At 72.4% G+C, this 16,785-nt stretch carries 13 protein-coding genes and 1 tRNA gene; 5 read left to right on the forward strand and 9 right to left on the reverse strand.

Going from position 1 to position 16,785, the window contains the following annotated elements; all coding sequences use genetic code 11:
- Positions 1–106 precede the first annotated feature (106 nt).
- The gene (locus tag AC0KTA_RS04890) at positions 107–466 is read left to right on the forward strand and encodes a hypothetical protein (RefSeq protein ID WP_481053856.1); all 360 of its coding nucleotides are present in this window, start codon (positions 107–109) and stop codon (positions 464–466) included.
- On the opposite strand, the gene AC0KTA_RS04895 is transcribed toward AC0KTA_RS04890, so the two are convergent.
- Positions 448–521 (reverse strand) — tRNA-Pro (locus AC0KTA_RS04895). The genes AC0KTA_RS04890 and AC0KTA_RS04895 overlap by 19 nt on opposite strands.
- Before the next feature lie 127 nt (positions 522–648).
- On the opposite strand from AC0KTA_RS04895, the gene AC0KTA_RS04900 reads away from it, so the two are divergent.
- Complete coding sequence (locus tag AC0KTA_RS04900; protein ID WP_481053857.1) at positions 649–1,371, forward strand: transketolase; 723 nt, start codon at positions 649–651, stop codon at positions 1,369–1,371.
- A gap of 58 nt (positions 1,372–1,429) precedes the next feature.
- Positions 1,430–2,335: a transketolase family protein gene (locus AC0KTA_RS04905; protein WP_481053858.1), complete on the forward strand. Its 906-nt coding sequence runs from the start codon at positions 1,430–1,432 to the stop codon at positions 2,333–2,335.
- A 151-nt stretch (positions 2,336–2,486) separates the two neighbouring features.
- On the opposite strand, the gene AC0KTA_RS04910 is transcribed toward AC0KTA_RS04905, so the two are convergent.
- The 3 genes from AC0KTA_RS04910 to AC0KTA_RS04920 all read right to left on the reverse strand — a co-directional run bounded on the left by AC0KTA_RS04910 (position 2,487) and on the right by AC0KTA_RS04920 (position 5,550).
- Positions 2,487–3,731, reverse strand: coding sequence for an MFS transporter (locus tag AC0KTA_RS04910; protein ID WP_481053859.1), 1,245 nt, complete (start codon positions 3,729–3,731; stop codon positions 2,487–2,489).
- 380 nt (positions 3,732–4,111) lie between these two features.
- Complete coding sequence (locus AC0KTA_RS04915) at positions 4,112–4,468, reverse strand: MmcQ/YjbR family DNA-binding protein (protein WP_481053860.1); 357 nt, start codon at positions 4,466–4,468, stop codon at positions 4,112–4,114.
- A 92-nt stretch (positions 4,469–4,560) separates the two neighbouring features.
- Positions 4,561–5,550 (reverse strand): alpha/beta fold hydrolase, encoded by a 990-nt coding sequence (locus AC0KTA_RS04920; protein ID WP_481053861.1) that lies wholly within the window; start codon positions 5,548–5,550, stop codon positions 4,561–4,563.
- A 299-nt stretch (positions 5,551–5,849) separates the two neighbouring features.
- Between AC0KTA_RS04920 and AC0KTA_RS04925 the strand changes: the two genes are divergently transcribed.
- Both AC0KTA_RS04925 and AC0KTA_RS04930 read left to right on the forward strand, forming a co-directional pair.
- Positions 5,850–9,332, forward strand: a complete 3,483-nt coding sequence (locus AC0KTA_RS04925) for a ThuA domain-containing protein (protein WP_481053862.1) — start codon at positions 5,850–5,852, stop codon at positions 9,330–9,332.
- Complete coding sequence (locus AC0KTA_RS04930; protein ID WP_481053863.1) at positions 9,329–10,189, forward strand: sugar phosphate isomerase/epimerase family protein; 861 nt, start codon at positions 9,329–9,331, stop codon at positions 10,187–10,189. Before AC0KTA_RS04925 ends, AC0KTA_RS04930 begins: the two co-directional genes overlap by 4 nt.
- A gap of 27 nt (positions 10,190–10,216) precedes the next feature.
- On the opposite strand, the gene AC0KTA_RS04935 is transcribed toward AC0KTA_RS04930, so the two are convergent.
- The 5 genes from AC0KTA_RS04935 to AC0KTA_RS04955 all read right to left on the reverse strand — a co-directional run bounded on the left by AC0KTA_RS04935 (position 10,217) and on the right by AC0KTA_RS04955 (position 16,776).
- On the reverse strand, positions 10,217–11,380 hold the full coding sequence (locus AC0KTA_RS04935) for a serine hydrolase domain-containing protein (RefSeq protein ID WP_481053864.1): 1,164 nt from the start codon (positions 11,378–11,380) through the stop codon (positions 10,217–10,219).
- Between the two features lie 131 nt (positions 11,381–11,511).
- Complete coding sequence (locus tag AC0KTA_RS04940; RefSeq protein WP_481053865.1) at positions 11,512–14,667, reverse strand: AfsR/SARP family transcriptional regulator; 3,156 nt, start codon at positions 14,665–14,667, stop codon at positions 11,512–11,514.
- A 90-nt stretch (positions 14,668–14,757) separates the two neighbouring features.
- Complete coding sequence (locus tag AC0KTA_RS04945; protein ID WP_481053866.1) at positions 14,758–15,297, reverse strand: N-acetyltransferase family protein; 540 nt, start codon at positions 15,295–15,297, stop codon at positions 14,758–14,760.
- Complete coding sequence (locus AC0KTA_RS04950) at positions 15,294–15,893, reverse strand: helix-turn-helix domain-containing protein (protein WP_481053867.1); 600 nt, start codon at positions 15,891–15,893, stop codon at positions 15,294–15,296. The genes AC0KTA_RS04945 and AC0KTA_RS04950 overlap by 4 nt, the downstream gene beginning before the upstream one ends.
- A 43-nt stretch (positions 15,894–15,936) precedes the next feature.
- Entirely contained in the window at positions 15,937–16,776 is an 840-nt protein-coding gene (locus tag AC0KTA_RS04955) for an ABC transporter ATP-binding protein (protein ID WP_481056308.1), read from the reverse strand.
- Positions 16,777–16,785: the final 9 nt, after the last annotated feature.

The raw sequence follows: 16,785 nt of genomic DNA on the forward strand, positions 1-16,785 counted from the left end.
GAAATTGACACGGAGAACCGCACTCCTATCCGGTGGATGGGCAGGGTCGGTTACTTCCCCCGCGCCTGCGGTGGACTGGGGCAGGCGGAGACGATGAGCAGCGACCATGACAGACGGCGCCAACCCCGATCAAGGCGTTCTCTACCGGTCGCCGCGGGATGGGGCGGGCGACGCGGCGGCGTCCGACGCGGCGATGTCTGCGGACCCGCATGACGGACTCCTGTCCCGCCGGCGGGACTGGAGTGGTCTGCTCACAGGGCCCGTTCTCGAACGGGAGCGGGGCCGGGATCACTCCTTCATCGAGCGAACCGCAGTGAACACGGGAACGGTTCCGGTCCTTGCCCCTGTCAAGGTGTCGGTGAGCGGCGTGCTCAACCTCGGAGTGATCGACCGGAGAACGACAGAAGGGCCCTCACAGGCTCTGACCTGCGAAGACCCTTCGAAATGTCGGGACGACAGGATTTGAACCTGCGACCCCTTGACCCCCAGTCAAGTGCGCTACCAAGCTGCGCCACGTCCCGGTGCCCGCTGACCTGGGGTTTCCCCTGGCCGAACGCGCACCGAAACAATACCGCACTCCGGACCGTGATCGCTCACGCCTTTCCGCCGCTTGACCTCAAGCACACTTGAGGTTGCACGCTCGTCGGCATGACGACGACAACGGAGCACACCTTCACGTACGCGGACCTGCCCCGCCTCATGGGCCTGATGACGGGCGACGAGAAGCACGGCCCCGCGGCGACGTCCACGCTGGACGCGCTGTGGGTGCTCTACGACCGCGTGCTCAGGGTCACACCCGCCCGCGCGGACGATCCGGGGCGCGACCGGTTCCTGCTGTCCAAGGGGCACGGGCCGATGGCGTACTACGCCGTGCTCGCGGCCAAAGGCTTCCTGCCGGTCGACTGGCTGGAGGGCTTCGGGGCGTACGACTCCCCGCTCGGGCACCACCCGGACCGCGTCCTGGTCCCGGGCGCCGAGATCGGCAGCGGCTCGCTCGGGCACGGCCTGCCCCTGGCGGTCGGCACGGCCCTCGGCCTGCGCGCCCGTGGCCTCACCGAGCCGCGCGTGTGGGTGCTCGTCGGGGACGCCGAGCTGGACGAGGGCAGCAACCACGAGGCGATCGCCTTCGCCGGACCGGCCGGTCTCGAGCGTCTGCACACCCTGGTGATCGACAACGCGTCGGCCAGCCACGCCCGGCCCGGCGGCATCGCCGCCCGCTTCGAGGCGGCGGGCTGGTCCGCGCTCACCGTCGACGGCCGCGATCACGAGGCGCTGTACGCGGCCTTCACGGCACCGCACCCCGGGCGGCCACACGTGGTCGTGGCGCGCGTCGAGCCCAAGGAGTTCGCGGGCGAGCCCAAGTCCGCCTGAGCAGCCTCTCCCCCCCCCCCCGGCTCCCCTCCCCCTCTCCCGGAAGGACGACTTCCCCATGGACACCATGCGTGACCGTTTTGCCCCCGTCATGGCGCGGCTCCTCGACGAGGATCCGCGCGTCGCCGTCGTGCTCGCCGAGATCGGCAAGGACGCCTTCAAGGAGGTGATGCGGACACATCCTGACCGGGTCATCAATGTCGGCATCAGGGAGCAGTTGCTCGTCGGTGCGGGCGCCGGGCTCGCGCTGGCGGGGCTGCGGCCCGTCGTGCACACCTTCGCCAGCTTCCTGGTGGAGCGGCCCTTCGAGCAGATCAAGCTGGACTTCGGGCATCAGGACATGGGCGGCGTGCTGGTCAGCGCGGCGGCGTCGTTCGACTGGCCGGAGGGCGGCTTCACGCACATGGCGCCGGGCGACGTCGCGCTCCTCGACACGCTGGACGGCTGGAGCGTGCACGTGCCGGGACACCCCGACGAGGCCGAGACGCTGCTGCGGCACGCGGTGGGCCCCGGCACCGACGCCTCGGACAAGGCGTACGTACGCCTGTCCGTGCAGGCCAACGCGGCGCCGATGCCGGTGGACGGCGCGCGCTTCCTGACCGTGCGGGAGGGGCGGCGCGGGGTCGTGGTCGCCGTGGGGCCGCTGCTCGACCAGGTCCTCGCCGCCACGGAGGGTCTTGACGTGACGGTGCTGTACGCGACGACGGTGCGGCCGTTCGACGCGGCGGCGCTGCGGGCGGCCGTGGCGGGCGGCCCGGCGGACGTCGTGCTGGTCGAGCCGTATCTCGCCGGTACGTCGACGGGCGCCGCGAACGACGCCCTCGTGGATGTCCCGCACCGGGTGCTCGGCCTGGGCGTGGGCCGCCGCGAGCTGCGCCGTTACGGCCGCCTCGAGGAGCATGTGCGGGCGCACGGCCTGGACGCGGGTTCGCTGCGCGAGCGCATTGCGGGGTTTCTCCCGTAGCCAGGGGGTTGCCGCTCCCTGGACCCCGGCTGGGGTGGGTGTCCCGGGCGGGTGGGACTGGGCCGCCGCCGATCGCGCTGCGCGCTCGCCCTCAATCGCCGGACGGGCTTTCCCCCACCCGCCCGCCCTTTTCGCCCTTCGGGCGGGAAATCTAGCCCCTCCGGCGTTTGAGGAGCGGGGTCTGGGGCGGAGCCCCAGTTTCGGGAAGGGGCGGGACTGGGGCGCACCCGCGAGGCCCCGCCTCCACCCGCACAAGCCCTCGTATCGCCCCCACCGACAACAACGCCCCGCACACGACAAGCGTCATCACGCCGCCCATCAACAGCACACGCTCCGCGCCGAAGAAGGCAGCCGCAGGCCCCGCCAACGCCTGCCCGACGGGCAACATCGCCAGCGACCCCGCGACGTCGTACGCGTGAATGCGGTTGAGCACATCCGCCGGCACCTGCGTCTGCACACTCGTCGCCCACATCACCGCCCAGAACGAAGTCCCCGCCCCCGCAACCACCGCGCCCACCACCATCAGCCCCACACCGAGCTGCGCACCCACAGACGCCGGAAACGCGGCGAAGCCGATGAGGGCGAGCGCCCCGGCGCGCAGCATCCGCCGGGGCCGAAGCCGCAGGGCGACGACACCACCGACGACGGTGCCGGCACCGAGTGCGGAGTTGACGAGGCCGTACGCGCCCGAGCCGTGCTGTTCGACGACGGTGACGGCCACCAAGGGCGTGGTGGGGCCGCTGACCGTGATCATCAGAACGCACCAGATGGCTATGACGCCCCACAGCCAGGTGCGGGCACGGAACTCCCGCCAGCCGACGACGAGATCGGCCTTGAAGCCGAGGCTCGGCGCACGGCTGCCGGGCACGGCGGGCGGCAGCCGGAGCAGCAGCAGACACAGCGCGCTCAGCGCGTACGTCCCGGCGTGCGCGGCGAAGACAGCGCCGGGCGAGGCGAGGCCGACGAGTACGCCCGCGACGGCGGGGCCCGCGAGCTGGGCGCCGGACTCGGCGATCCGGATGACGCCGTTGGCCTTCTGCACGTCCGCGGCGAGCCGGGGCACGGTGCTGGCGACGCCCGGCTGGAAGACCGCGGCCGCGGCGCCGTTGACCGCGCCGATCACGCAGATCTCCCACAGCACCACGTGACCGGTGAAGAAGAAGACGGCCGCGAGCGCCTGCGTGCCGAGCCGCACGGCATCGGCGCCGATCATCAGCAGGCGGGTGCTGAACCGGTCGGCGAAGACGCCGCCGAAGACGACGAGTGAAGCGAAGCAGGCGGCGGTCGCGGCCATCGCGAGCCCGACGGCCCCCGCGCCGTACCCGTGCCGCAGCATTCCGGCGGCCAGCGCGACGGGCAGCATGGTGTCGCCGAGCTTGGCGACGGCCCGCGCCACGAAGAAGAGCCCGAAGTCCCGCGACCAGAGGCCCCCTGCGGCACGCCCCGGTTCAGCCGGACCCGCAGCAAAGCCCTCCCCCGAACCCCTTGAGCCCTCCCCTGAACTCCCTGAGCTCTCCGAAACCCCCGATCCCCCTGAGGCCTCTGAATCCCCTATGCCCCCTGAGCCCTCCGAACCCCCCGACCCCCCGGACGACACCCCTGGCACACCCGCCCCTCCGCTGACCGCCGACGGCACTGCGCCGACGGCACGACCGCAGGATCATGCCACGCGATCCGGCCACGCTCAGCCGGATTTACGCGCCGCCCGGAACCAGCCACGCGACCGCGCCCGCGACGGCCCCGCACCCCCGCCACCCCTCCCCCCGCCGCGCCCCGTCACTCCGGTGCCGGAACCCCCAACTCCGGGTGGGCGTCCAGGAGTCGGGTGGGCGCGGCCTGGCGCCAGGAGTCGGCGAGGATGTCGGCCAGCTCGTCCTGGTCGACGGCCTTGAGCCGCACCCGCACCCAGGCGAAGCCCGCCTCGTGGTCCGCGATCCAGAACTTGTCCGGCTCGGCGAGCACCAGCTCGTCCCGCTCCAGCTTCGGGCAGCGCACGGCGATGGACGTCTCGTCCTCGGGCAGCGTGGCGAACATCTTCCCCGCGACCCGGAAGGTCGGCATGCTCCAGGCGATCTTCTCCGTGGTGTCCGGCAGGGCGAGGGCGGTGCGGCGTACGTCGTCGGCGTTGACCATGGCCAGAACCGTAGCCAAGCCGACTGACAATCGCCCGCCGGGCCGCCCCGGGACGAACGGGCCGCTCCCGCCCCGGTCCGCCGCACACCACCTCACGGAATGCGCGCGTCCAACCACCCCGCAAGGTCCCGCTGCACCACGTCGCGGTTCGTCTCGTTCAGGATCTCGTGGCGCGCGCCCTCGTAGCCCCGCCAGGTCAGGTCCGTCACGCCCGCGTACCGGAAGTCCTCCAGGAGTTCGTACACGAGCGTCATCCCCTGGTTGCAGGGGTCCTGGGTGCCGACGGCCACGTGCACGGGCAGGTCGGCGGGGATCCGGGCCAGGTTCCTGGGGTCGTTGATCTTGCGGACGGCGCGCACCCAGTCCAGCGAGAGGCCCGCCGAGAACGGGAAACCGCAGCGCTCGTCGGCGACGTACGCGTCCACTTCCGCCTCGTCGCGCGACAGCCACTCGAAGCCGGTGCGGTGCGGATAGGGGTCGTTGAAGGCGGCGAAGAGTTCCGCGACGAAGGACGACGGGGCCGCGCGGCCGCCCTTGGCGATCTCCTCGCCGAGCCGGGCGAGCGCGCCGTCCGTCTCGGCTCCGGGCAGCGAGCGGAACGTGCCGGACAGGATCAGGCCCGCGAGGGAGTCCGGGTACTCCTGGGCGTAGTCCCGGGCGAGCATCGAGCCGAGGCTGTGGCCGAGCAGGACCACCGGCACGTCGGGGTGCAGCGCGCGGACCTGGTCGCCGATGGCCTTCAGGTCGTCGACGATCGCCCGCCAGGCGTCGGCGCCGCTGTCCGGGCCCGGGTCCGGGCCCGCTGTGTCCGTGACGCCGTAGCCGCCCGTGGACTGCGCGGTGGCGCCATGGCCGCGGTGGTCGGAGGCGACCACGCCGTACCCCTGCGCGGTCAGGTGGCGCGCGAAACGGTCGTAGCGCAGGCCGTGTTCGGCGGCACCGTGCGCGATCTGCACGAAGGCCCGCGGCCTGCCGCTCGCGGGCAGCCAGGTGTACGTCGCGACGGGCACGCCGTCCGGCGCGGTCAGCAGTCCCGCGGTGTACGTGACCTGCGCGCCTGCCGCGTGGTCGTGGTCCTGCATGGGAGGGCTCCTCTGCATGGGCGACGGGGCTCGACTCTCCCGGCACACCCTCCCCCGCACGCGGAACGTCAATCCCGCCTCGCCAATCCCGCCTCGTTCGGGGCACTTCCGACCCATTGACCCTCTCCCGAAGCAGAATCTACGCTGAACAGCCCTACGGAGTAAGCGCTTTCCATCCTGCGGCCCCGCCGCACACGGCGCACCCCGTCGCACCACAAAGCACCGCAAAGCACCACATCGCGCACGAGCGACTCACCGCATACCCGGCGACCGGCAGCCGTCCAAGCCCAGGGAGCGCCATGAGTTCCACGCGAAGACTTCTCTCGCCGTGCATCGCCGTCACGGCCCTGCTCGCCCTCCTCGTCGGCCTCGGCCTGGCCTCGCCGCCGCGCGCGGAGGCCGCCGCGGCCTTCCGTGTCCTTGTCTTCTCCAAGGTCACGAACTACCCGCACGAGTCCATCCCCGCGGGCATCGAGGCGATCAAGAAGCTGGGCGCCGAGAACGGCTTCGAGGTGGAGGCCACCGACGACGCGGCGGCCTTCACGGATGCCAACCTCGGCCGCTTCCAGGCCATCGTCTTCAACAACACCAACTCGACGCCGGAGAAGGGCGACCTGCTCGACGCCGCGCAGCGCGCGGCGCTGCAGAAGTACGTCCGCGGGGGCGGCGGCTGGGTGGGCCTGCACGCGGCGTCGGCGAGCGAGCGCGACTGGGGCTGGTACGAGGGGCTCGTCGGCGCGATCTTCGACAAGCACCCGGAGGTGCAGACCGGCCGGATCAAGGTCCTGGACCAGGCGCACCCGTCCACGAAGGGCCTGCCCGAGCTGTGGGAGCGTACGGAGGAGTGGTACAACTGGCGCGCCAATCCGACCGGGAAGGTGCACACGCTCGCGCAGATCAAGGTGCGTGACGGCGTCACCGGGCTCGACGAGGGCGTCGACCACCCGTGGTCGTGGTGCCAGAACTACGACGGCGGCCGCTCCTGGTACACGGCGGGCGGGCACGCGGTGTCGGCCTTCGCGGAGCAGGGCTTCCTGAAGCATCTGCTCGGCGGCATCCAGTGGGCGGCCGGCGCGAAGGCGGGCGACTGCACGGCCACGAAGACCGGCGCGTTCCAGCGGACGCCGCTGGTCACCAGCGATCTCGCCGACCCGTTCGAGCTGGCGGTCGCGCCGGACCGGCGGGTGTTCTTCATCCAGCGCACCGGCAAGCTGAAGGTGATCGACCAGGAGACGATGAAGGTCACGACGGCGCTGGACTTCGCGTACACGCCGGACATGACGAGCCAGTCCGACGGCCTGCTCGGGCTCGCCCTCGACCCGGGCTTCGAGGCCAACCACCGGCTGTATCTGCTGCATTCGGACAAGACCGAGAAGCGCCTCAACCTATCGCGGTTCACCGAGGCGGGCGGCAAGGTCGACCCGGCCTCCGAGAAGCGGCTCCTGACCATTCCGACGCTGCGCGGCGAGGGGCGGGCCAACTCGCATATGGCGGGCTCGATCGCCTTCGACAAGAAGGGCGACCTGTACGTCGCGACGGGCGACAACACCGACCCGTTCGCGTCGGACGGCTTCACGCCCATCGACGAGCGCGAGGGCCGCCGCGCCTGGGACGCGCAGGGCACCTCGGGCAACACGAACGACCTGCGCGGCAAGATCCTGCGGATCACGCCGAAGGACGACGGGACGTATGCGATCCCGGACGGCAATCTCTTCGCGCCCGGCACGGACAAGACGCGCCCCGAGGTGTACGCGATGGGCCTGCGCAACCCCTTCCGGATCACCACGGACCCGGTGAGCGGCGCGCTCCTCGTCGCCGACTACGGCCCGGACGCGCGGCAGGCCGTGCCCGACCGGGGCCCGGAAGGCACGGTCGAGTTCAACCGGATCACCAAAGCCGGGAACTACGGCTGGCCGTACTGCACCGGCGACAACACCCCCTTCAACGACTACGACTTCGCGGCGCAGAAGCCCGGCGCGAAGTTCGACTGCGGCAAGCTCGTCAACGACTCGCCGAACAACACGGGGCTGCGGGACCTGCCGCCCGCCAAGGGCGCCGACGTCTGGTACGCCTACTCCGCCTCCGAGCGCTTCCCGGAACTCGGCGCCGGCGGGGGCGGCCCGATGAGCGGCCCGGTCTACGACTACGACGCCGACAACCCGTACCGGACCAAGTTCCCCGAGTACTTCGAGGGCAAGTGGTTCACGTACGAGCTGACGCGGCAGTGGTTCAAGGTCTTCTCCACGCAAGCGAAGGACCAGGAGTTCACGGATCCGCGGTTCCCGCCCGTGCAGGCGGGCGAGCTGCAATCGATCAACGGCATCTTCTCCGACATGAAGTGGAACCAGCCCTTCGACGCCGACTTCGGGCCCGACGGGGCGATGTACGTGATCGACTTCGGGCTCGGCAGCGGCACGGGCCGCGGCGGCAGCAACGAAGGCGCGGGCATCTACCGCATCGACTATGTGGCGGACAAGCGGCTGCCGGAGGCGCGGGCGAGCGCCACGCCCGACAACGGCGGCGCGCCGCTCACCGTGTCGTTCTCCAGCGAGGGCTCGGGGCTGCCGGACGGCAAGCCGGTCACGTACGCGTGGGACTTCGACGGAGACGGCAGCACCGACTCGACGGCGGCGAACCCCCGGCACACGTACACGAAGAAGGGCCAGTTCACCGCGCGCCTGAAGGTCACCGGACCGGGCGATCTGACGGGGCTCGCCGTGCGGGAGATCACCGTCGGCAACACCCGGCCGACCGTGACGCTCCAACAGCCCCCGGACGGCGGGATGTTCAGCTTCGGGGACACGATTCCGTTCACGGTGAAGGTCACCGACCCCGAGGACCGGCGGATCGACTGTTCCAAGGTCGTCGTGCAGTCCCAGCTCGGCCACGACGCGCATCTCCATCCACTGGACAACTACACCGGCTGCACGGGCGAGATCGTCACGGACACCGGCGACAGCCACGGTCCCGGCCAGAACCTGTACTACGGCATCACCGCCCAGTACACGGACAAGGGCACGCCGGGCGTGCCCGCGCTCACCGGCTCCGACGCGCTGACGCTGCGGACCTCGCTGCGGGAGGCGGAGCACCGCACGGCCACCGGCGGCGCCCATGAGGGCGCGGTCACGGGCAGCCGCCCGGACGCCTCCGGCGGCAAACGGCTCATCGAGATCGAGCACGGCGACTGGGTCGCCTTCGACCCGGTGCACCTGAAGGGCGTGAACTCGGTGACGGTCGGCGCGGCGTCGGGCGGGCTCGGCGGCGACATCGAGTTCCGGGCGGGCTCGCCGACCGGCAAGCTGCTCGGCAAGGTGACGGTGCCGAACACCGGCGACTGGGGCAACTTCGTCTCCCCCACGACGAAGCTGGCCCGGCACGACGGCACCCTCAAGCTGTACGCCGTCTTCACCAACCCGCAGTGGGCCGAGGGCAAGCCCGACCTGCTCACCGTCGACTGGCTGCACTTCAACGGGCCGGGCACGCAGAAGCCGCCGCACGCGCGCGTGACGGTGACGGCCGCTCCGGACAGTGGAGCGCCCCCGCTCACCGTCCGCCTCACCGGCAAGCCGGAGCTGCTCGACGGGCGCGAAGTCGCCTCGTACCACTGGGACTTCGGGGACAACTCCAAGCCCGGCACCCCGGAAGGACCGACCGCGGAACACACCTACCCGCGCGCGGGCGCGTACACGGCGCGGCTGACCGTCACGGACGACAAGGGCGACACGACGACCGGCTCGGTCGGCATCACCGTGCGGCCGCCCGCGAAGGGAGGACGGCCATGAGGACGACCAGACGGGCATTTCTCGGTACGTCGCTGGGTGTCGCGGCAGCGCTCGGCACAGGGTTGCCCGCGCGGGCCGCGGAGGGGCGCCGACGTCCCTGCCGGCGCATCCCGCGCGGCGGCATCGGCATGCACCTCTACACCATGCGCACCGCCCTCGCGCAGGACTTCGCGGGCACCTTGGAGGAGCTGGCCGCGATCGGCTACGCGACCGTGGGCGTCAGCGGGCGGCACGGCCACACCGCCGCCGACATCCGGCGGATGCTGGACGCCGCCCGGCTCACGGCGGTCCTGGAGCACGTCGCGTACGACATCCTGCGCGGCCCGGGCCTCGGCCGGGCACTGGACGACCTGCACACGCTGGGCGCGGCCTGGCCCGTCGTGCCGAGCCTGCCGGGCGCGCTGCACTCGCCCGCCGGATTCCGGGAGGCGGCACGGGAGTTCAACCGCATCGGGGAGGCCTCGCGCGAGGCGGGCCTCGGCAGGCTCCTGTTCCACAACCACGGCTCGGACCACGCCGTGGTCGACGGCGTGAACCTGTACGACATCCTCGTCACGGAGACCGACCCGGAGCTCGTCGGCTTCGAGCTGGACGTGTACTGGGCCGTGAAGGGCGCCGCGGATCCGGGGAGTTACTTCGTACGGCACCCGCGGCGGTTCCCGGCACTGCACGTCAAGGACATGGCCGCGGACGGGGGCTTCGCCGACGTGGGGTCGGGGACGCTGGACTTCGCGGCGATGTTCGACCACGCCCGCGAGGGCGGGGTACGGCAGTGGCTGGTCGAACACGACAGCCCCGCGGATCCGTTCGCCACGGCGCGGAACAGTTATCGGTATCTGGCGGCGCTGCGGTATTGATCCTTCAAGGACCCGGGCAGGGTCAGGTCAGCGGTCCAGTCCGAAACCCCTCGCCCCGAACTCGGCCTCCAGAAGCTTGTCGAAGACGGGAAAGGCGGAGTAGTCGTTGGCGACGTGTGCGGCGAGGGTGTGCCGGCCGTCGGGAGTGCCGAGGACGAGGGTATTGGTGCCCATGCTCTGGCCGGTCGCGCCGCGCAGCTTCCGGCCGTCGGACAGCGTCAGTTCGTAGACGCCGAGGCCGTGGCGGGTGTTGGTGAGCCAGTGGGCGCCCTCGGTGGACACCGTGGTCCACATCTCCTGGTGCTGGGCCCCCGGGAGCAGACTGCCGGTGATCAGCGCGTTGAAGAACACGATCAGCTCGTCCAGCGACGCCACGACGTTGGCCGCGCCCCACGCGACCGACATGTTGACCTCGGTGGTGTCCAGGGGCGGGAGCTTCGGGTCCTCCAGCAGGGAGGGCCAGTTGTCCGGCGTGACCTCCTCGGGGCGTGCGCCTTCCTTGAGGAACAGCTTCGAGTACACGCGGGGGTGGCGACCCCGGTACCCGGTCTCCGCGCGGTTGCGCACGAAGGTGCCGGTCAGGCCGAGCGGGCGGACGACGGCCCGGTCGACCTCGGACTCGAAGCTGTTGCCGGTGACCGCCTCCACGATCGCGGCGGCGAACGCGAAGCCGCCGTTGGAGTACCAGAACGCCTCCCCCGGCTGGGAGACCGGAGGCTCTGACAGGGCGACCCTCAGCACCTCCTCGGGCTGCCACACGTCGAAGCGGTGCTCGAGAAGCGCGGAGCGGACGGCGTAGCGGCGCTGCACCTCCAGAGCCATGTCCGTGGAGAACAGGCCGCTGGTGTGGGACAGCAGGTGCCGGATGGTGACCTTGGAACCGTCGTGGCCGTTCTCGGCCATCACGCCCGGCAGCCACTGCTCCACCGTGTCGTCGACGCTCAGCCGGCCCTCGGCGGCCAACCGCAGCACGGTGGCGGCGGTGTACGCCTGGGAGACGCTGCCGGTGTGCAGGTGCTCGCCCGGCACCCGCACGGCTCCCGCCGTGGCGTCGGCCAGGCCGGCGCAGTCGAACCATGTGCCGTCGCTGTCCTGGATCTGGACGGCGACGCTGGGGGCACCGCCTTCGCTCACCGCCCAGTCCAGGATCTCGCACACCTTGTCGCGTCTGGGGGTTGCGAAGTCCGCCAAGTCGATTCCTTTCACAACGGAACCGCCCGGCGTCACCGGCCGGACGGTTCCCGGTCTACTGGTCGCCCCAAAGGTGCGCGTCGACGATGACAGCCGTCTTATAGGCCGCTGACACGCGGCGGGGAGGAGTGTCAGGGCGGGTCACGCAGGGCGTCCAGGCGAGCGAAGGCATCGGTCCGGGACAGGTGGGCGCCCGCGCGGTACGCCGCGTCGTAGGCGGGCCGGCCGAGGTGCCGGGTGAGTGCGGCGACCAGGTCCCGCAACTCCGGGTCGCCCTCGTCGAAGGCCCCGCGCAGGGCCTCGCTCATGCCGAGCGCGGTCGCCGCGCCGACCGGGTCGCCTTCGAGGAAGCGCAGCTGGGCCAGTTGCTGCGCGGCCGGGGCAGGGTCGCCGAGGGCCTGGGCCCCCGCGATGGTCGCGGGCAGCAGTTCGCGAGCCCGTGCGGCGTCCCCAGCCGTCAGGCTGAGAGCCATGTGGGTCGGCGCGAGCCACTTCTCCCAGTCCGAGCGCCGCTGCCCTTGAGCGATCTCTTCCATCCGGTCCAGCATCCGCTCGGCCCGTTCGAGGTCGCCCGAGCGGCGATGGATCTCGGCGCGGCTCCGCATCGCCACGAGCGCCATGAACCACTGGCCCCGCAGCCTCATCACCTGCTCGGCCGCCTCGGCGTCGCGCGCGCCGCCGTGCGGGTCACCGGCGCGCGTCCGCTCCGTGGCCAGCTCCATCAGGCCCCAGACCTCGTCCTGCATGCCGAGTCCCGCGATCAGTCCCAAGCCCCGGCGCAGCGCAGCAATCGCCGTGTCGTGCTCACCTCTGACGGCGTGGGCCCGGGCCACCGCGACCAGCGACACCCACGCCCACCGCCGATCGCCGATCTCGGTGAACTCGCGGGCGGCGCGGGCGGCTATGCGGGTGTACGCCGCCCACTCACCGCGGCTTCCGGCCCTCTCTGCCTCGAGGAGCGACATCTGCGCCCGGGGCCAGGGGTCCGGGCGGCTGCGCACCCGGGCCATCTCGGCTTCGACCAGATCGTCGAGGCCCATCCGGTGTGCGATGTGCGTGATCGTCAGCAGCAGCGGATACCGCTCCATGGCACCGGTGTCCACGCAGTCGGCGATCAGGGCTCGCACCCTTTCGGGGTCGGTGGTCGGAGCGCTGTCACCCATCAGCGCGTCGATCGCGGCGAACGCGGCCCGGGCCGCGGCGGGGAGCTCGTCGCCGAGCGCGAGTGCCTCGGCCACGAACGACTCCATACGGGTGTCGTAGCGCACCCCGATCCAATACGGGAACAGGAGGCCGAGCAGCTGTGTCACAGCGTCCGCGTCCCGGTCGTCGAGCGCGGACCGCAGCGCGAACACGAGGTTGTCGTACTCGACTTCGAGGAGCGGCAGCGACGACACCTGTGCGTGGGACCGCAGCAGCGGATCGTGCTCGGCGGCCAGCGCCGCGAAGCCGCGGATGAACCGAGCCCGGACTGCCTCCCGTTCACCCGCCCGCGCGAGCTCGTCGGCGGCGAAGGCCCGGATGCTCTCCAGCATCCGATAGCCCTCGCCGCTCTGCTCCACGAGCGACTTGTCGACGAGTGAGCCGAGGACGTAGATGACGTCTCCAGCCGCCAGGAGCCGCTCGTCGGCGCAGACCCTCTCGATCGCGTCGGCACCACTCGCGGCGGGGAAGACCGCGAGACGCCGCGCGAGGACCCGCTCCCCCTCGGTCAGCAGGTCCCAGCTCCACTCGAACACCGCGCGCAGGGTGCGCTGTCGGGGCCCCGCCTCCCGATTGCCCGTGGACAGCAGCCGGAAGCGGTCGTCGAGCCGCCGGGCTACCTGGCCGATGGTCATCGAGCGCAGCCGCGCGGCCGCCAGTTCCAGGGCGAGCGGCAGGCCGTCCAGTCCGCGTACGACGTCCACGACCGCGTCGGCGCTGGTCGCGTCGAGCGCGAAGCCGGGCCGGACGGCCGTCGCGCGGTCCAGGAACAGCCGTACGGCGGGCGCCCCGGCCACGGTGGCGAGCTCCGCGCCACCCGCCGGGACGCGGAGCGGGCCGATGCGGCACAGGGCCTCGCCCATGACCTCCAGCGGCTCCCTGCTGGTGGCCAGAACGGTCAGCCGCGGCCGCGCCTGAAGCAGGTGCCGGGCGGTACGCGCCGCCTCGGCGACGACGTGCTCGCAGTTGTCCAGGACGACCACCGCGTCGCGCCCGCCGAGCAGTTCGGCCACGCGGTCCAGCGGCTCGGCCGGCCCGCCGCCCGTGGCCTGGGCGGTGCCCGAGCCGATCGCCCCGAGGATCGCCGCGGCCACCCCTTGCGGGCTCTCGACCCCGGCCAGCGGGACCAGCCACAGCCGGCCGTCGCGATACGCCCGGTGCCGGGAAGCCGCCTCCACGGCGAGGCGGGTCTTCCCCACGCCGCCCGGACCGACCACGGTCACCAGGCGGGCGGTGTCCATCAGCCCGGCGAGCAGCTTCAGCTCGTCGCCCCGGCCGACGAATGAGGTCAAGGGCTCCGGCAGCCGACCCGGTACGGGTTCGGTCCGCGGCACCGGTCGGTCCACCTCACCGCGCAGCACCGCGACATGGGTGTGCCGCAGTTCGGCGGAGGGGCCGACACCGAGTTCGGCGGCGAGCCTGCCCCGGATGTCGTCGTACGCGGCGAGCGCGTCCGACTGGCGACCCGCCGCGCACAGGGCGCGCATCCGCAGCGCGGCCGGGCGTTCCCGGAACGGGTGGTCCGCGCACACCGCCTCCAGGTCGGGCAGCGCCTCGGCGTGCCGGCCGAGACGCAGTTCCGCGTCCAGCCGGTCCTCGCGGGCCACCGAGCGCAGTTCCTCCAGGCGTACCCCGGCCGGCTCCGCGAACGGGGCGGCCGACACGTCGGCGAACGCGGCGCCGTGCCACTGCGCGAGCGCGTCCCCGAGCGTCGCCGCCGCACGCTCGGCGTCGCCCGTCATCAGCTCGCGCCTGCCGCGCGCGGCGAGGACCTCGAACCGGTGCGCGTCCACATGGTCGGCCGGCAGAGCGAGCCGGTACCCCACGGTCAGCGACTCGACCACGCCGGGCTCCGGCAGCGCCCGCCGCAGCCGGTGCACCAACGCGTGCAGCGTGTTCGTGTTTCCTGCCGGTGAGTCGGCTCCCCAGATGCCCTCGATGAGCGCGTCGGACGACACCGCCTTGCCCACGGACAGCGCCAGCCGGGCCAGAAGCATACGGAGCCGGGCGCCCGCGACCTCGACCGGTTCGCCGTCGTCGCCGAACACCCGCACCGGCCCCAGCACTTCTACCCGCATGCCCATGGGCCCTTCCCCCGTCGCCATTCGTCCCGCCCCCGCACATGCGGAACGTTACGCACCCGGGGGAAGTCCAGTGCGAGACGGCCCGGGTGACTAGCCCGCGCCGAGCCGCTTGTAGAACAGGGTGGTCGGGCACAGCACGCCCGCCGGGTCCGCCGCGTGGCCGGGCACGACGCCCAGCCGGGTCCAGCCCGTCGACTCGTACAGGGACTCGGCGGGGCTGTCCGTCTGGGTGTCCAGGAGCAGCAGTGTCACGCCCGCGCGTGCCGCCTCCCGCTCGGCGAGGGCGAGCAGTGCGCGGCCGAGGCCCCGGCCGCGTGCCTCGCGGTGGACCAGGAGCTTCACCAGCTCCGCGCGGTGGCGGGCGTTGGGCTTGTCGGCGTACGCGAGGCTCACCGTGCCGGTGACGCGTCCGGCCTCGCGGACGGCCCACGTCGCCACGCGCCCCGCGTCGACGTCCGCCGCCCGGCCGCGCCACCACCGGGCGGCCGCTTCCCGGTCGAGCCCCGCCAGGAAGCCCACGGACGCCCCGCCGTCCACCGCGTCGACCAGCAGCTCACCCAACTCATCGGCGAGGGCGGCTAGTTGGTCACCGGTGGGCCGTTCGGCGCCCAGTGCCGAAACCGTCGTCACGGCGCCACCACCACCAGCAGGTAGCGCACCGCCCGCTCGCCCCCGCAGCGGAAGCGGGTCGCGCCCCACACCCGGAACCGCAGGCAGTCACCGGCGGCGAGTGCGCGCGTCTCGCCGCGCACCGTCACCTCCAACTCGCCCTCCAGGACCCAGATGTGCTGTTCGAGTCCCGGCACGGGCGGCCGGTCGTAGGCGAGGTCGGCGCCGGGCGTCAGCGTGCCCTCGACGACTTCGCCGCGCAGGCCCGTGTGCGGCGGCGAGACGGACCGCCGTACGAAGCCGGACGCGCCGTCGGTCCACACGGCCTGCTCGGCGGCGCGCACGAGCTGCGCGGGCTGGGCCTCGACCTCGCTCAGGAGCTGGGACATGGTGCGTCCGTACACAGCGCACAGCCGGTTCAGGAGGGACGCGGTCGGGCTGATCTCGCCGCGTTCGGCCCGCGAGAGCGTCGACCGGCTGATGCCGCTGCGGTCCGCCAACTCGCCCAGGGACCAGCCGTGTTCGGCCCGCAGCCCGGACAGCCGGGCGGCGAGGCGGGCGTCCACGTCGCCGATATCGGGCGCGACAGGGGCGACATCTTCATCATCGCGTTTCATATTCGGGATGCTATCCCATATACGAGAGAGACCATGAGCCCTCTCAGTCGTGCGCCCCCGCCGCCCCCAGCAGCTCCCGGATCCGCCCCGTCGCCGAGCGGAACTCGGACGAGCCGAGCGTGGCCGCGTACTCCCGTTCCCTCGGCAGGCCGACGTCGATGATCTCGGTGACCGTGCCCGGGCGCGGGCTCATCACGACGACGCGGTCGGCGAGATAGACGGCCTCCGGGATGGAGTGGGTGACCAGCAGGACCGTCGTGTCGGTCTCGCGCCAGATGCGGTGCAGCTCCACGTTCATCTGCTCGCGCGTGAGCGCGTCGAGGGCGCCGAACGGCTCGTCCATGAGCAGGACGGGCGGCTCGTGCAGCAGCGCGCGGCACAGCGCGACCCGCTGCTGCATGCCGCCCGACAGCTCGTGCGGATAGGCGTCCTCGAAGCCGTCGAGGCCCGTCATCCGGATCAGCTCGTCGGCCCGGGCGCGGGCCCCGGCCGCCGGGAGCCCGCGCATCTCCGCCTGGAGCAGGATGTTGCGGCGGGCCGAGCGCCAGTCGAGCAGGGCGGCGCGCTGGAAGACGAAGCCGATGTCGCGCCGCGGCCCGCGCACCGGCTCGCCGCCGAGCGCCACCTCGCCCGCCGACGGCGCGAGCAGCCCGGCGACGAGCTTGAGCAGCGTGGACTTGCCGCATCCCGACGGCCCGACGATCGCGACGAACTCACCGCGCGCCACGTCGAGCGAGACCTCGCTGAGGGCGGTCACGTCCTTCCGCTTGGTACGGAAGCGGACGGCGACGTCGGCGAGGCGGACGGCGGGCGCGGTGTCGGCGGTTCCTTCGGACAGCGCGCCCGACCTGTTCGCCGCCACGCCGGACTTGTTCGACGACATGTCGGACTT

The organism is Streptomyces sp. Y309 (assembly GCF_056712025.1).

What these genes read in the sequence shown, in the direction of transcription:
- AC0KTA_RS04890 (WP_481053856.1), top strand. Translation starts at nt 107, where the DNA reads ATGACAGACGGCGCCAACCCCGATCAAGGCGTTCTCTACCGGTCGCCG.
- AC0KTA_RS04900 (WP_481053857.1), top strand. Translation starts at nt 649, where the DNA reads ATGACGACGACAACGGAGCACACCTTCACGTACGCGGACCTGCCCCGC.
- AC0KTA_RS04905 (WP_481053858.1), top strand. Translation starts at nt 1,430, where the DNA reads ATGGACACCATGCGTGACCGTTTTGCCCCCGTCATGGCGCGGCTCCTC.
- AC0KTA_RS04915 (WP_481053860.1), bottom strand. Translation starts at nt 4,468, where the DNA reads ATGGTCAACGCCGACGACGTACGCCGCACCGCCCTCGCCCTGCCGGAC.
- AC0KTA_RS04920 (WP_481053861.1), bottom strand. Translation starts at nt 5,550, where the DNA reads ATGCAGGACCACGACCACGCGGCAGGCGCGCAGGTCACGTACACCGCG.
- AC0KTA_RS04925 (WP_481053862.1), top strand. Translation starts at nt 5,850, where the DNA reads ATGAGTTCCACGCGAAGACTTCTCTCGCCGTGCATCGCCGTCACGGCC.
- AC0KTA_RS04930 (WP_481053863.1), top strand. Translation starts at nt 9,329, where the DNA reads ATGAGGACGACCAGACGGGCATTTCTCGGTACGTCGCTGGGTGTCGCG.
- AC0KTA_RS04940 (WP_481053865.1), bottom strand. Translation starts at nt 14,667, where the DNA reads ATGGGCATGCGGGTAGAAGTGCTGGGGCCGGTGCGGGTGTTCGGCGAC.
- AC0KTA_RS04950 (WP_481053867.1), bottom strand. Translation starts at nt 15,893, where the DNA reads ATGAAACGCGATGATGAAGATGTCGCCCCTGTCGCGCCCGATATCGGC.
- AC0KTA_RS04955 (WP_481056308.1), bottom strand. Translation starts at nt 16,776, where the DNA reads ATGTCGTCGAACAAGTCCGGCGTGGCGGCGAACAGGTCGGGCGCGCTG.